Genomic DNA, 15,210 nt, shown 5'->3' with positions numbered 1-15,210 from the left:
TTTTATTATTCAGTCCTCAAAAAATCATAACCTTCTGAAAAGCCAATCATTCCTCAAAAAATACAAAAAGTGGCCCATCTCTTGCTGAGCGATAGCCGCTACTGAAAACTGAACGGACTGCCCAGGTACATCACCTCCCAGCACTTTCAGCGGAGGCATACCCCTTGCCCAGGCCAACGACGGCACAACCGGAAACCCGGTGACCCGTGGGCAAGGCGCAGTCCCGACATAGCCTGATGGAACCATCTCAATGCGGAGTGCTTGGATGTGGCTTAGACACTGCCCCGGGCAGGCGGCGACCTCGTGGGTCAAGCCCGGGAATACCCATGGTCGGGTCTGGAAAGCCTGGCTTGCCCTCGTCATCCCGATCGGGCTGATCCTCAGCCTGTCCGCTTGTGCCGTGGCGCCGGGTACCACCGCCAGCGGCATGCGGGATACCTCATCCATCCCCCTGCCGGTGATCCAGGACGACCAACTCACCGCCGCCAACATCAGCGTGCGGCCCATCACCGCCGAGTTGATCATCCAGCAGCTCAACAACGGCATCGGCGCCTTCCCCGGACGCGCCGCCGCCGCCCAGACCCAGGTCATGGGCGCCGCCCTGCCGGATTTCGGCCTGCAACACCAGGACTACCGGCTCGGCCCCGGCGACATCATCAGCGTGATCGTCTGGGACCACCCGGAACTGACCATCCCCGCCGGCTCCTTCCGCTCCGCCGAACAGGCCGGCACCCTGGTGGCCGAGGACGGCACCATCTTCTATCCCTACGTGGGCGTGATCGAAGTGGCCGGCATGACCGTGCGCGAACTGCGCCAGGTCCTCATCCGACACCTCTCCCGGGTGATCGAACGGGTCCAACTGGACGTGCGCGTGGTCTCCTTTCGCAGCAAGCGCGTCTACGTGGTGGGGGAGGTGGCCTCACCCGGCATCCAGGCCATCGACGACATCCCCATGACCCTGCTGGAAGCCGTCAACCGCGCCGGCGGCTTCAGTGATCAGGCCGACCACGGCAATGTGCTGCTCACCCGCGACGGCGCCACCTACCGGGTCAACGTCCAGGCCCTGTACGAGGACGGCGACATCACCCAGAACCCGCTGCTCCAGCACGGCGACATCGTCAACGTGCTCGACAGCCAGTTCAACAAGATCTTCGTCCTGGGCGAGGTCAGAAACCCCGGCTCCTACGTCATGAACCGTCGCCGCGCCACCCTGGCCGAAGTGCTCAGCGATGCCGGCTTCGTCGACCAGGACCGCTCCGACCCCGGCTGGATCTTCGTCATGCGTGACGAGGAGGGCGGGCAACCCCGGCTCTACCATCTCAACGCCAAATCCCCCGACGCCCTGCTGCTGGCGGAACGCTTCCACCTGCAGCCCCGTGACATCGTCTATGTGGACGTGGCCGACATCGTTCGCTTCAACCGGGTGATCGCCAACATCCAGCCCACCTGGAGCCTGCTGAACACCGTCAGCGGCGTGCGCTATCCCCTGTTCGGGGGGCGTCAGTGATGAACCGTCCCCCGCCGCATACCCCCGTCAACGAACCACCCCGCGTGGGCCATCCGCCCGCCGCGCCGGTGGAAGACGACGGCGACACCATCCACATCGGCGAACTGATCGGCACGGTCCTGCAGTACAAGTGGCTCATCGCGGCCGTTACCGCCCTGGCCCTGTGCGGCGGCATCTTCTCCGCCTTCACCGCCACCCCCATCTACCGGTCCGATGCCCTGCTGCAGGTGGAGGAAAAGGGCAAGAGCCTCTCCGCCCTGCAGGATGTGCAGGCCATCATGTCTGACAGCGTTACCGTCAGCGCCGAACTGGAAATCCTGCGCTCGCGCATGATCCTGGGCCGGGTGGTGGACCGCCTGGGGCTGGAAATCTTCGCTCGGCCGGCCTACCCCCCCGTATTCGGCGATGCCTTCGCCCGACGCCACGGCGGCAGCGAACTGGCCGGAGCCCGGTTCGGAATGGAACGCTACGCCTGGGGCGGCGAGCGCATCCGCATCGAAAGCCTGGAAGTGCCCCCCAGCCGCATCGGCCAGGGCATGACCCTGCTCACCGGCCAGAACGGCATGTACACCCTGCGGGATCGGGACAGCCGCATCCTGGTCACCGGCCGGGTGGGGGAACCCGCCACCGGCAGCGACATCCAGATCTTCGTCTCCGAACTCCATGCCCGCCCCGGCACGGAATTCATCGTCGGCCGTCGCAGCCGGGGTGCCGCCATCGATGCCCTGCGCGGCCAGTTCGAGGTCCGGGAACGGGGCAGGGGGTCCGGCGTGCTGGAACTGGCCCTGCGTGGCCCCGACCGCGCCAGCCTGACCACGGTGCTGGACGAGATCATGAACGCCTACGTGCGCCAGAACGTGGAACACCGTTCCGCCGAAGCGGAAAACACTCTGGTCTTCCTGGAATCCCAGCTGCCCCTGCTCAAGAGCCAGCTCGACGCCGCCGAGGCCGCCTACAACAACTACCGCCAGACCCGCGGCTCCGTGGACCTCACCATGGAAACCCGCAGTGTGCTGGGATCGATCGTCGAGGTGGATAACGACATCATCCGCCTCCAGCAGCAGCGGGAAGAACTGCGCCAGCGCTATACCGCGGAACACCCCCGCATGGTGGCCCTGGATGCCCAGATCCGCCGTCTGAGCACCCGGCGCAATCAGCTCGAAGGCCAGGTCTCCGAACTGCCGGACACCCAGCAGACCGCCCTGCGCCTGCGCCGGGACGTGGAAGTCTCCACCGCCCTCTACACCAGCCTGCTCCACAGCGCCCAGCAACTGCGCGTGGCCCGGGCCGGTACCGTGGGCGATGCCCGCATCATCGATTCCGCCGTGGTCTCCCGTGGCCCGGTGGCCCCCAGCCAGCAGCGGATCCTGCTCATCAGCGTGCTCCTGGGCCTGATGGCCGGTCTGGGCCTGGTCTTCCTGATCCGCGCCCTGCGGGTGGTGGTGGAAGACCCGGAAACCATCGAAAAACACCTGGGCCTGCCCGTGTACGCCACCATTCCCCACAGCAAGGCGGAAGAGGACATCTCCCGGCAATCCCGTCGCGGCCGCATCTCCGGTGAACTGCTGGCCATCACCCGCCCCACCGACGATGCCGTGGAAAGCCTGCGCAGCCTGCGCACCACCATCCACTTCGCCCTGCTGGACTCCTCCCGTGGCTCGCTGCTCATCACCGGCCCCTCCCAGGGCGTGGGCAAGAGCTTCATTTCCAAGAACCTGGGCGTGGTCCTGGCCCAGTCCGGCAAGACCGTGGTGCTGGTGGATGCCGACCTGCGCAAGGGCCACATGCATCGGGAGTTTTCCATCTCCCGGGAAGGGGGCGTCACCGAATACATCGCCGGCACCATCGAACTGCCGCGCATCATCCGCGCCACGCCCCAGGACGGACTCAAGGTAGTCACCACCGGCCAGATCCCGCCCAACCCCTCGGAACTGCTCATGCACGAGCGGTTCACCAGCCTGCTGGACACCCTCTCGGGCATGTTCGACATCGTCATCGTCGATGCCCCGCCCATCCTGGCCGTGTCCGACGCCGCCATCATCGCCCGCAACCTGGGCGGCGCCACCTTGCTGGTGGCCAGGGCAGGGCGGCATCCGATCCAGGAAATCGAACAGTCGGTCAAGCGCCTGTCCCAGGCCGGGGTGAACGTCAAGGGGGTGATCTTCAACGACCTGGACGTCAATCGCCAGCGCTACCGCTACGGGTATCGCGGCTACGTGTATCGCTACGGCTATCGGTCATGACCTGATCAAGCGCCCCTGTCAGGGATTTATGCAGTCACCTTCGACCCCGCCGTCGGAGTGCCGGAGAACGGACATGCTCCAAGGAGACAGAACGTGCTGGATTTGCTGATCATTGGGGCCGCCGCGCTCTTCTCCGTGGCCGCCATCCGACTGGCCATGGCCTTTTCAGAGGCCTATGGTCTGGTGGACCATCCCGGGGACCACAAGGCCCACAAGCGCAGCACTCCCTTCGTTGGGGGCTTCGGCATCCTCAGTGCCTTTGCCCTGGGGGTGGTCATCCTGGACCAGACCCACCCGGAACTGCGCTTCCAGTGGCTCCTCATGGCCACGGCGGCGTTCGCCATCTTCATCACCGGCCTCACCGACGACCTCATCCGGCTGGGGTTTCGCCTTCGCCTGCTGGTCCAGACCGGCGCCGCCCTGGTCATGACCCTGGGCGCCGGCGTGATCCTGATCGACCTGGGGCCGCTCCTGCTCGGCCACCCCCTGCACCTGGCCATGCTGGCCATCCCGTTCACCCTCTTTGCCACCGTGGGCGGCATCAATGCCCTCAACATGATGGACGGCATCGACGGTCTGGCGGGCACCCTGTCCTTCGTCACCATGGCCCTGATCGCCGTGCTCATCGCCCTGGCCGGCGGCTCTCCTTACTACATGCTGGTGCTGTGCCTGCTGGGCGGACTGGCGGGATTTTTGTACTTCAACCTGCGCCATCACGGTCAGCCCTGCGCCCGGGTATTCATGGGCGACAACGGCAGCATGCTGCTGGGCCTGCTGTTTGCCTGGATCCTGGTGGGCCTGTCCCAGGGGGAGGGAAGTGTGATCCAGCCGGTGGCGGCCCTGTCTCTGTTCGTCATCCCCCTGCTGGATACCCTGAGCGTGATCCTGCGCCGCCTGTGGCTGGGCCGTTCCCCCTTCACCCCCGACCGCAGCCACCTGCATCACCTGCTGCAGCGGGCCGGATTCCGGGTGGATCACGCAGTGGCGTTCATCACCCTGCTGCATCTGGTGCTTGCCACCGCCGGCCTGGTGCTGCTCCATGCGGGTGTCCCGGAATGGCTCATGCTGGCAGGCTTCCTGGCCTTGTTCGCGGGGTATTTCTACCTCACCGTCCGCCCCTGGCGGGTCGTCCCCACGCTGCGCCGCCTGCATACCCGGATGACACTGGTGCCGGCGACCACCACCGGGATCTACATCGGCGACAAGGCTGCCCGCGACCCCAAGGCCCTCATGCGCGCCCTGGCCGAGGAACTGGACCCCAGCGAAACCTTCTGCCTGCGGATCTATGAACACAATCCCGGCACCCCCCAGGCGGGCATCCGCTACGCCCTGGTGGAGATCCCCCTGGAGGACGAAGAAGCCAACTCCGACGCCGTCACCCGCTACACCCGGCGCCTGAAAAACAACCTGAGCATCCACCAGGACCTGACCGTCCGCGCCCTGGTGGCCCGCAAGCGCGACAACGACCCCCGCCAGGAAAACCTGGCCCGCAACGCCAACCAGCGCTGCCGCGACCGGCGGATCCACCATGCCTGCACCCTGGTTTTCGAAGCCCACGCCTTCGTCCAGCGCGGCCTGATCGTGGACGGCCAGGTACGGGACATGGACTGGCTCTCCCACCCTGATCCCCAGGCACTTCCCAAAACCCGCCCCCAAGGGCTGGCCGCACAGGAACGCATCAAGACGGAGGGAGACACCTGATGCCGACCGCTACGCAAACCCGCCCGACCCAACGGCGCTTCGACACCCGCGCCTCCGTGCGTGATCCCGGCATCGGCACCTTTGTTCGGGACTTCAACACCGGCACCCCCTGGTATGTGGTCCAGACCAAGCCGCGCCAGGAACACATCGCCGTCAGCCACCTGGCGGAGCAGGGCTACCATACCTACCTGCCATTGCACGCCTGCTGGAAACGTCGCCAACGCCGCTGGACCCGCGTCCGCGAGGTCTACTTCCCGCGCTACGCCTTCTTCAGCCCCGCCCACCCCCAGCAGGGCATCGCCCCCGTCCGCAGCACCTGCGGCGTCAGCCGAGTGATCTGCTTTGGCCACACCCCGGCCACCATCGCCCCCCGTCTGCTCCAGGAACTCCACACCCTGGAACAGACCCTGCAGCACCTGGACCCGGACACCGCCGCCAGCCTTTTCAGGCCCGGCGACACCGTCCGCCTCACCGACGGCCCCCTGGCCGGCCACACTGGCATCATCTCCACCTGCGCCAAGGACCGCGTCACCGTGATGATGACCCTCCTGGGCCAGCACAGCCCCGTCACTGTCCCCATCGACGCCATTACGCACGCTCCATAGCCCCCCCTGGGAGCCAGCCGTGTGACACCAAGGCTGGGTGCGGGCCTCGCCCGCGAAGGCTGCGGGCATAAAGCATCGCCAGGGCGCTACTATCGCAGCGCATCGCCGGCAGGAGGCGAGTTCTCCGGTTCCCGATGGCAGGTCAGTTGGCAGTCCCTGCCTTCACGTCTACCATGGGCAGCAAAAAGCGACGGTAGACATTCGCACATGCGAGATTATCGAAGGCAATCTTCCGAAGTGGCAGACGAAAATGGCCTTGGCATGGGCGGGGCTTCGCCAGGACGGCTTGATGGCAGGCCCGCTCCCACGGGGAGCAGTTATTTTGCCGAAAAGCCCGGACTCCATCGAAGACCGCTCCCTGAGGAGCCAGGCAAATGAAGCTCGACACGCTGACACTGACTAATTTCCGGCGCTTTAAAAGCCTGGAGGTTACTTTTCATCCAGAACTGACTGTTTTGGCTGCCAGGAATGGCCAGGGAAAAACCAGCGTGCTGGATGCAGCCACGGTGGCACTGGGCACGTTTGTTGGAGCTTTTGATTTGGGTAAATCCAAGTCCATCGAATACCGTGATGCCAGATACCAGCGTCTTCAAGGCCGCTCGGATAATGAGCAAGTTTTCCCGGTTCGTATTGAAGCAACCCTGGACTGCTTGAATGCCCCCGTAGTCCGTGAGCTGGGAGCTAAAGGGCGAACGACGGTTAAAGGTGCCGCCGAGCTGACAAACATGGGTAAAGCGCTCATGGACCGTGTGCGCGGACTGGAGCCGGTCGACTTACCACTATTGGCGTACTACAGCTCCGGTCGTCTGTGGAATGCTCACAAAAACATCAGCCGTAAAGCAGTGCTCAGCACCAGCCGCACCATGGGTTACGAAGACTGTTTTAGCTCCGCATCCAGTTTTACCCAGGTTCAACAGTGGATGACAAAAGCCACACTGGCCGTATTGCAACAGAAAAGCATGGATGCCTACGAAAACTACACACTGCCGGACCAGATTGAAGGCATCCGGAACACGGTGGATAAAGTGCTGAAAAACGAGGGTTGGAGTGGCTTTCACTATAGTGTTCAACATGAAGAGTTGGCCATGACCCACCCGGATATGGGCGTGTTACCCGTTTCGCAACTCAGCGACGGTGTACGTGCCATGGTCTCTCTGGTCGCCGACATGGCGTGGCGTTGCGCAAAACTCAACCCCCAAATGGGCGCAAGGGCACAGCAGGAGACACAAGGTATCGCCTTGATTGACGAAGTGGACATGCACCTGCATCCGGAGTGGCAACAAACAGTCATTCAAACCCTGCGCGAGGCGTTTCCCCATATCCAGTTTGTTGTAACCACACATAGCCCCCAGGTATTGAGTACCATTCGGCGGGAAAATATCCGTGTTATCCAAAGTGATACCGCGGGTGGCGCGACAGCAGAGCGACCGCTGGCCAGAACCTATGGTGAACCGAGCAATACCGTGCTACAGGGTGTGATGTTGGTGGATCCACAGCCACCGGTTGCCGAGAAAAAAGACCTTCAGCGCCTGACCGAATTGGTGGATCAAGGGCTTTATGAAAGTAGTGAAGCAAAAGCCTTGAGATCTCACCTGGAAGAGATTCTGGGTGAAAAACACGCCCAACTGCAGCGCCTGCAGCGCAGTATTGAAAGGCAGAAGGCACTTCAGAGATGAGGGAAATAAAAAAACAGGGAAATGGTGGTTATCATCTGAATCAGGCAAACCAAACGCCTCCAAAAACCACTACACAAGCCACAAGCCGATGGAGTCGCTTCAATCACAAACCGGAAGTGATGAAATATCTGCTGGATGAGCAATACCATCTGTGCTGTTATAGCGAATTAGACGCGAACGCCTATGGTATCGGCTTTCACATCGAGCATGTTGAGAACAAAAGCCAGAACCCGGGACGGACTTTTGATTACAGTAATCTCGCGGCCAGTGCCATAGATGCACAGCGTATCGGGGTTCTAAAAGGCCGCCAGCAGGCAGCCGGTGTGCCAACTGATCTTTTCGGGGGGCACGCACCGGGTAAACAAGGTGCTGTGGATATACAAAGATTTGTCTCACCCCATCAGCCCGATTGTTCCAGATTCTTCTCTTACCTTTCAGATGGACGCATTGTGCCCAAAGAAAATCTGAATGAGTGGGACAGCGAGCGGGCCCAGTACACCATCGATGTTCTGAATCTCAACAGCCAATTTTTGCAGAGCGAACGCAAACAGTGGTGGGATGAGCTGAGCGAATTGTTTAACGAACACCTGGATAACGAAATGGATCTGCACAGCCTGGCGAAAGTGGATCTTTCCCCTGTTTCTGGAAAACTCAAATCCTTTTTCAGCATGACACGACAATTTTTCGGCCCTATTGCCGAAGATGTTCTCCGACATGACCAACCAGAATTGTTATGACAGCCCCCACTTAGAGCACCCAACAGCCCCATAAACGAATGCTCGGGGACAAGCGCCACGATATCCTGTTCATCGGCTACCGGGCCACCGCACCCCGGCCACGCCATTCAGAAATACCGGCCATGATGAACCCCTCAAGGCCCACCCCCAAATTCCCCCTTGAAACCCCCCAAAAAAAACAGTACCGTTCAAACCCTGAACAACCAAAACCGCACCCGCGGTCGAGCGACCACCCCTGAATCCCCAGGGACCGGACCCGCTTCCTTCATGCATCCCCCAAACATGCACGAAGATGGCGGCAGCATGCCTGCAGCCCCTCAAGCCATCAAATACCCAGCCCGCCAAGCTCCACCTTGGACACCCACAGCGATACCATTCGCCTGCGGCTCCTGCGTCTGCTGGCCGACAACCCCCAGCTCACCCAGCGGGAACTGGCACAAGCGCTGGGCGTGAGCCTGGGCGCCACCCACTACAGCCTGCGCGCCCTCATCGACAAGGGCCTGGTGAAGGCCGAAAACTTCCGCAACAGCCAGAACAAACGCGCCTACGCCTACCTGCTCACCCCCAAGGGCCTCACGGAAAAGCTGCACATCACCCGCGCCTTCCTGGCGCGCAAGCAAAAGGAATGCGAGGCGATTCAGCGGGAGATTGAGGTGTTGAAAAAAGAGTTGGGCAGCGACTTGAAAACAGAGTCGGACAAGGCCGTACAACCACGCAAGCCAGGGCGCTGAAAAGTCTCACCCTCGTGGAGCTGGCCTTGCCAGCGAATCGCTGCGACAGCAGCGCCGTGGCAGCCAGGCTTCATACAGAGTCAGGAGCAAATGGAGGCATGTGCCCTACGGAGTGGGCGATCGTCGCGTGCCTCATGGCCATCCAGAGTGCCAACGAGCCCGTGGGCAAAGAGCTTCCTGAGCTGACCGCAGGACAATCGGAACAAATCGAAGCATTCGCCCTGCGAGGCGAGATCAAGGGTCTGAAGGACGGAAGGGCAGATTTGGTAGCGGAATGAGTCCCTTTCTGCTTTCCCGGACATCGGCACGGGCGCTCGAGGTGTCCTGTCCGGGGGCTGGTCCTTGTGGGAGCGTGCCTTTTGCCCGGGAAGGCGGCGGGCACTATCTCCCAAGCACGGGCTTGTTACCCCTTCTAGCCTCTGACCGGACTCCTGCACGCAAGCCTGGACATTTGTTTACTTATTGGTAAACTCCATGGAAGAGTACCAAGGTGCCAAGCTGACCATTCGCTACTGCGAACAACCGCCGCCGGGGAGCGGTGCTGAGGCCTGGATGCCGCCGAGTCTGCAGGAGGCCCTCTCGTCAATCCAGGCCGGCAAGCATGCCAGCTGGCTCGCGCGCTTTTATAACCGCCGCAGGCAATTGGCCGACACAGGCAGGCTAAGGTCGCCGGATTACTGGAATACCGAAGGCGACTTACCCAATGGGAAGAACTTCTATGCCATCAAGGTGGACAAGATCCGGGCCTATGGATGGTACTCAAATCGCCATGGTGGGGTGTTTTACGTCAGTCACTTCGCTTTCAAGAAGGGACAAAAGCTCGCTCAAAAGGACACGCATCGCGTGATCGAGAACTGGCGAAAGATTGAGGAGTCACAGACATGACCGATTTTCTGGACCGTTGGGCTGCCGAAAGCCCGGAAAACGCCCGGCTAGTAGCCCAGGAACGGCTCATTACCCAAGTCACGGAGGCACTCTGGCAGGAAATGGAAGAGGCTGGAGTCAACAAGGCCGACCTGGCAGCCCGCATGGGCACCACCAGAGGCTACATCTCCCAGATCCTGAGTGGATCCCGCAACATGACCCTGCGCACCCTGGCGGATATCTGCTTCGCCCTGGGCAAAAGCCCTGATTTCTCCCTGAATGGCGCCGAGGCGGACGGCTGGGAATTCAGGCCCGTTGAAAAATTCACCTGTGGGCACCCCAGGATCCGCTACACGGAAACCGGCAACGTGCTCCATCCCATGGATTGCTGGAAGACCGCAGCCTGAAGCATGGATCGCTCACTCATCGAGATCGCCACCAAGGCCTTGAGTATCCGCGCGGTTCACCTGCGCGGCGGCCACATCCGCTGCAAGGAGGGCGTTCTTCCGCCGTATCTTGATGATGAACTGGATCTCACACCCCAGTTCCGTGGCAAGCCGGGCGCCAGGATCGATATCCTGGGCTTTGAGGAGCAGACGAAAGCGATCCCGCGCCGCATAGCCATGTGCCACTTCCAGGCCGGTGTCCGTCTTGTGAACAATGCCAGTGTGACGGAAACTGCCCCAGTGGATGAAGAGGACGTGTACCTGGAGATCACGGCGGATTTCTGCGCCGAATACGACATCCGTGACGGCATCGAAGACGAAACGCTGCAACCCGCGCTTGAAGAATTTTCGCGCTACAACGTGGGCTATCACATCTGGCCTTACTGGCGGGAATACGTACAAGGCACGTGTGCCCGTATGGGTATCCCCCCCATCCCCATTCCCATGTATATGCTCAAGGCTCGCGACTCCAACGAAGCATCAGAATCCTGTCAGCCCACCAAGTGAAACTCCGCCAGGTCATCCTCGAAAATTACCGCGTGTGGGGGCACTGCGCAGTGCCTCTCGGTCCACGGCTGCCACTTTGTATTGGGGAGAATGGCTCCGGCAAGACAGCGCTTGGACGAGTGCGTGATCAACCCCGTGATGGAGCTATGCGCCGGGAAATTACCTCGCAGTTCCCCCCGATGATGAAAGATACGGGCTGCATGACAGCCGCCGACCCGCACCACAGGGCTTGCAAACGCCCACGGGGCAGGTAACTCCTTGCACTCAAGGGTGCACGGGGATGGCGGTAGCGTGCCTGAAAGCCCCCACAACAGCCGCCCACATGAACCCGGACCCCACACCTTGATCACAGTGTTCTCCAAGGCCCTGGCCCTGCTCACCCCCCGAGAACGCCGCCGGGGCAGCCTCGTGCTGGCCATGGTCATCCTCATGGCCCTGCTGGAAACCGCCGGCGTGGCGTCCATCATGCCCTTCCTGGCCGTGCTCGGTAATCCCGAGGTGGTGTACACCAACGCTATCCTCTCCAGTCTTTACGAAGGCCTGCGCTTCACCAGCACCCAGGGCTTTCTCATGGCCCTGGGCGGCGCCATCTTCGCCCTCATGCTCTTCTCCGCCGCGTTCCGCATCCTCACCCATTACGTGATGAACCGTTTCATCGAGATGCGCCATTACAGTCTCAGCGAGTAGCCTGTTGTGTTGCCCTCATCTTTGACGCTCATACCGTGACTGAGAACTGCTTGGACGACCGTAAATATGTGACGGCAACGTTGCGGCAGCAACTGATCCGAGGCGGCGCAGGGAGCATGGTCGTCAAGCTTGCCAGTGTAGCCTTAGCTTTCGTTACAGCTATCGTGCTGGCCAGGACTCTAGGTGCGGAAGGCTACGGTGTTTATGCGTTCGTTCTATCGCTAATCATGCTGCTAGCCATCCCCGCACAGGTCGGGTTGCCGCAGCTTGTCGTGCGAGAAACCGCCAAGGCCCAAGCGAACGTCAACTGGGGACTCATGCGGGGCCTCTGGCGATGGAGCAACCTCTTCGTAACCCTTTTTTCTGTAGTAGTGGTGACGCTCGGGGGAATGGCATTCTGGCTGGGCAGCGAATGGCTAGGTGATCAACGCTGGCAGACCTTGGTAGTAGGGTTTGCGCTGGTGCCATTAATCGCGCTGGGGAATGTGCGCGGGGCGGCACTCAGGGGGCTGCGTCGTGTTGTCCTGGGACAACTGCCGGAGAGCATACTGCGCCCCGGGCTTCTCCTCGCCATGCTTCTGGCGGTCGTGTGGTGGTGGAACGCAGAGGTATTGACGCCGGCCAGCGTAATGGGTTTGCACGGATTAGCGGCGTTAGCGGCTTTTTTGGTAGGAGTTGTATTGCTCCTACGCGCTAGACCGAGAGCGCTACGTGCAAACCCGCAGCCCCAGTATGAATCGGCTTATTGGCGCCGTGCTGCTGTGCCGCTCGCTATGCTTGCGGGACTGCACCTTATTAATTCCCATACCGACATAATCATGCTGGGCACGATTCGAACCGACGAAGAGGTCGGTGTTTACCGCATTGTCCTCCAGGTGGCTACATTGGTTGTGTTCGGCCTGGACGCCATGAATCAAGTACTGCAACCACATTTTGCCCGCTTGTACGCGCAGAATGACTTGGCGCGGCTACAACGATTGGTTACAAGGAGCGCGCGCATTATTCTATTACTCGCTCTTCCCCCGGTCCTCGTGATGGTAGTGTTTGGCGGGCCATTGCTAGAGTTGCTTTTTGGGGTTGAGTATCGCCTTGGTGTTTTAGCACTCGGTATCCTGGCTATCGGACAGCTTATTAATGCTGCCATGGGTTCAGTGGGTATGCTGCTGAACATGACTGGGCACGAGCGAGATACGGTACGAGGCGTAGCGATTGCAGCTGTATGTAATGTTGTTATGAATCTTGTGCTGATCCCTCCATTCGGCCTAAATGGTGCGGCAATTTCCACTGCTATGACACTCCTGATCTGGAACATGATCCTGAGATATTATGTGTTTAAAAGGCTGGGCATTGAGAGTGTTGCAATCGGACCCAATAAAGGCTTGCACTCGGGAGTTTCTAAAAATCGCACCTTATAAAAAACTTCCAGATATGGAAGGGGAAGACGAGACAGATGATCAGCAGCAGATTCAATGAAAAGACAATGAGGTCCTCAGGAGCGCCATATTATTTTCTATGCATACTGGAAATGCATGAATCATTATGTCTGTGCCGTCACTCATTACAGATAGACTGCCTACTTGAGTTCTTGTCCCAAGTTTTACAAGACAATCCTGCCTCCGGCACTAGTGAGAAGAATGATCTTCACAACTTGATCATGCACGGCTCTTGCGAGTCACGTCATGAACCTTGGTAAGCCTAATCAAAAGTCTTGCCAGTTCACCATGCGATTAAAATTGCATCATTCGGTTTCTACAGCAGGGCTTAACTGCGTCTTAGGTCACGGAATCCGGATTAGATGGAGAAAATACATCAGGGTGGGAGGCTCGCCATTGTGATGCTCCGGTGGGTTAATCTTTCGAGGTGCCCTTCAGATAAAAAAGGTTGACTTATGCACATGATGGGGTATTTACGTAAAAATTTAAATTTATATCGACGCTATCCTTACTGGAGTCGTGAGAAAGTTGTTTTTGTGCATGTCCCAAAGGCAGCCGGGACCAGCATCAACAAAGCGCTCTATGGGCGTACCATCGGGCATTACACCGCAGTAGAGATTAGGTCAAGGTTTCCGAGGTTGTACAGTCGTTCATTTGTTTTTTCTGTGGTAAGAAATCCTTGGGACAGATTGCTTTCTGCCTATCGTTTCGCGAAGGTTGGTCGTACAGACTCAATGGGTATAGCCCATCCTGAACGATATCAAATACCCGAATTTTCGACCTTTGAGCGCTTTCTGCAGGAGTGGCTCGTTTATCAGGATTTGCATAAGGCAGATTACGTGTTTCAGCCGCAGACCCGTTTTGTTTGTGAGCCTGAGTGCACGCAGGAAGTCATTGTAGACTACTTGGGAAAGATGGAGGATCTTGAAGTCGATATAAAGGCAGTAGAGAATAAGCTGGGCCGCTCATTAAAGCTTCCTAGGTCGAATGTCACACAAGATAGCAGGTACGACTTTCGGAATGCATACTTGAATCCCGGGATGATCGATATTGTGCAGCAGCTTTACGCTCATGATATCAGTGCTTTTAATTATAGTTTTGAATAGGTTGTGGGCTGCAAAGGAGGGGTTGTAGGTACGACTTGTAGTTTCTGACCTTTTTCAAGTATTGAGCGGTAGGTTTAACCAGATTAGTGCATCAGAGCAATCTGAGTTTGATCGATATTGGCGGGCAGTTTACGGTAAAAAAATATCAAATCATTGGCATCGATTGTATACGATGTTGTTGCAGACTATGCATCCGCACAGATTTTTGTCTTGTCCTCACGTTTCGAAGGCTTTGGTCTCGTTGTGATTGAGTCGTTTTCACTTGGAACGCCGGTGATAAGTTTCGATATAGTTGGACCCTCCGAACTAGTACGTCATGAAGTGAATGGACTATTAGTAGAGCCTCTAAATGCAAGGGGGTTGTCTGCTGCTCTCTCAGATCTTTTATCGAATCCAGCAAAGCGACAGACGTTCGCAGAAAATGCGTTTATAGACTTACCGTTATTTAATCCGGATTCAGTTTTTGCCGCTTGGGAAGAGGCTATTCTGTCGACCAGTGATAATCTCTAAAACCATTAGATTTTGGTTCTTGTAGCCGTAAAAGGTCCTTTTGTGCTTCTTGGTCCAGCGGGTGTCACGGTCTTTCTGCCGCAACTGGTGCGGCTTGTCCTCCCAGCTTCGGGCATCTTGCCCTCCCTGATCGCCCCATTCTCAGGCAGTGCTGGCCATCATCACAGGCATTTTTACGCCAGAGATACAGAGTGGCCGCGCTGATCCCTTCTTCCTCTGCCACCTGGGAGATAGATAGCCCAGGTGTTGGGCGTGAACAGCTTCTTGAGCAATGCTTCCCGGCGTTCTTCGGAAACTTCAACGGAACCCTATCGTCACCCTCTTCAGGATTTAAGATTCTAATTGCAGGTCGGTCTCCAGCGACCTTTCCAGCGCGAGGGTTGTACTCAGACAGGATGTTCAGTAACTGGATGACGCTCAGATGTGGAGTCGGAATTGATGGGCTCGTCACAAGCTG

Annotated in this window: 14 protein-coding genes and 2 pseudogenes; 15 read left to right on the top strand and 1 reads right to left on the bottom strand. The window is 59.0% G+C overall.

Features of this window, described 5'->3' with window-relative positions; all coding sequences use genetic code 11:
- Positions 1-265: 265 nt before the first annotated feature.
- The 15 genes and pseudogenes from LQD11_RS14550 (at position 266) to LQD11_RS14480 (ending at position 14,753) form a co-directional block, all read left to right on the top strand.
- Positions 266-1,507 (top strand): polysaccharide export protein, encoded by a 1,242-nt coding sequence (locus LQD11_RS14550; RefSeq protein WP_238618195.1) that lies wholly within the window; start codon positions 266-268, stop codon positions 1,505-1,507.
- Positions 1,507-3,750 (top strand): polysaccharide biosynthesis tyrosine autokinase, encoded by a 2,244-nt coding sequence (locus tag LQD11_RS14545; protein WP_238618194.1) that lies wholly within the window; start codon positions 1,507-1,509, stop codon positions 3,748-3,750. The genes LQD11_RS14550 and LQD11_RS14545 overlap by 1 nt, the downstream gene beginning before the upstream one ends.
- A gap of 93 nt (positions 3,751-3,843) precedes the next feature.
- Positions 3,844-5,451, top strand: a complete 1,608-nt coding sequence (locus tag LQD11_RS14540; RefSeq protein WP_238618193.1) for an MraY family glycosyltransferase — start codon at positions 3,844-3,846, stop codon at positions 5,449-5,451.
- Positions 5,451-6,056: a transcription termination/antitermination protein NusG gene (gene nusG, locus LQD11_RS14535; protein WP_238618192.1), complete on the top strand. Its 606-nt coding sequence runs from the start codon at positions 5,451-5,453 to the stop codon at positions 6,054-6,056. Before LQD11_RS14540 ends, nusG begins: the two co-directional genes overlap by 1 nt.
- A 37-nt stretch (positions 6,057-6,093) precedes the next feature.
- Positions 6,094-6,459, top strand: coding sequence for a DUF4160 domain-containing protein (locus LQD11_RS15735; protein ID WP_238618191.1), 366 nt, complete (start codon positions 6,094-6,096; stop codon positions 6,457-6,459).
- On the top strand, positions 6,431-7,732 hold the full coding sequence (locus LQD11_RS14525) for an AAA family ATPase (RefSeq protein ID WP_238618190.1): 1,302 nt from the start codon (positions 6,431-6,433) through the stop codon (positions 7,730-7,732). The genes LQD11_RS15735 and LQD11_RS14525 overlap by 29 nt, the downstream gene beginning before the upstream one ends.
- Complete coding sequence (locus LQD11_RS14520; protein ID WP_238618189.1) at positions 7,729-8,469, top strand: retron system putative HNH endonuclease; 741 nt, start codon at positions 7,729-7,731, stop codon at positions 8,467-8,469. Before LQD11_RS14525 ends, LQD11_RS14520 begins: the two co-directional genes overlap by 4 nt.
- A 389-nt stretch (positions 8,470-8,858) precedes the next feature.
- Positions 8,859-9,200 (top strand): MarR family EPS-associated transcriptional regulator, encoded by a 342-nt coding sequence (locus LQD11_RS14515; RefSeq protein WP_238618242.1) that lies wholly within the window; start codon positions 8,859-8,861, stop codon positions 9,198-9,200.
- A 474-nt stretch (positions 9,201-9,674) separates the two neighbouring features.
- On the top strand, positions 9,675-10,085 hold the full coding sequence (locus LQD11_RS14510) for a hypothetical protein (RefSeq protein WP_238618188.1): 411 nt from the start codon (positions 9,675-9,677) through the stop codon (positions 10,083-10,085).
- A complete protein-coding gene (locus LQD11_RS14505; RefSeq protein WP_238618187.1) occupies positions 10,082-10,471 on the top strand; it encodes a helix-turn-helix domain-containing protein in 390 nt (129 codons plus the stop codon). The genes LQD11_RS14510 and LQD11_RS14505 overlap by 4 nt, the downstream gene beginning before the upstream one ends.
- A 3-nt stretch (positions 10,472-10,474) precedes the next feature.
- Positions 10,475-11,017 carry a hypothetical protein gene (locus tag LQD11_RS14500; protein ID WP_238618186.1) on the top strand — a complete coding sequence of 181 codons (543 nt, stop codon included), beginning with the start codon at positions 10,475-10,477 and terminating at the stop codon, positions 11,015-11,017.
- 345 nt (positions 11,018-11,362) lie between these two features.
- Positions 11,363-11,701, top strand: a pseudogene (locus tag LQD11_RS14495) (ABC transporter ATP-binding protein); the annotation flags it as partial.
- A 38-nt stretch (positions 11,702-11,739) separates the two neighbouring features.
- Positions 11,740-13,119 (top strand): flippase, encoded by a 1,380-nt coding sequence (locus LQD11_RS14490; protein ID WP_338081500.1) that lies wholly within the window; start codon positions 11,740-11,742, stop codon positions 13,117-13,119.
- A 479-nt stretch (positions 13,120-13,598) separates the two neighbouring features.
- The gene (locus LQD11_RS14485; RefSeq protein ID WP_238618184.1) at positions 13,599-14,243 is read left to right on the top strand and encodes a sulfotransferase family 2 domain-containing protein; all 645 of its coding nucleotides are present in this window, start codon (positions 13,599-13,601) and stop codon (positions 14,241-14,243) included.
- 153 nt (positions 14,244-14,396) lie between these two features.
- Positions 14,397-14,753, top strand: a complete 357-nt coding sequence (locus LQD11_RS14480; RefSeq protein WP_276315719.1) for a glycosyltransferase — start codon at positions 14,397-14,399, stop codon at positions 14,751-14,753.
- A gap of 15 nt (positions 14,754-14,768) precedes the next feature.
- Here LQD11_RS14480 and LQD11_RS14475 read toward each other — a convergent pair.
- A pseudogene (locus LQD11_RS14475) lies at positions 14,769-14,896 on the bottom strand (IS5/IS1182 family transposase); the annotation flags it as partial.
- Positions 14,897-15,210 lie beyond the last annotated feature (314 nt).

The sequence above is a fragment of the Ectothiorhodospira shaposhnikovii genome (genome assembly GCF_022227765.1).
Taxonomy (GTDB): Bacteria; Pseudomonadota; Gammaproteobacteria; order Ectothiorhodospirales; family Ectothiorhodospiraceae; genus Ectothiorhodospira.
This window is presented reverse-complemented; position numbering and strand designations above follow the sequence as displayed.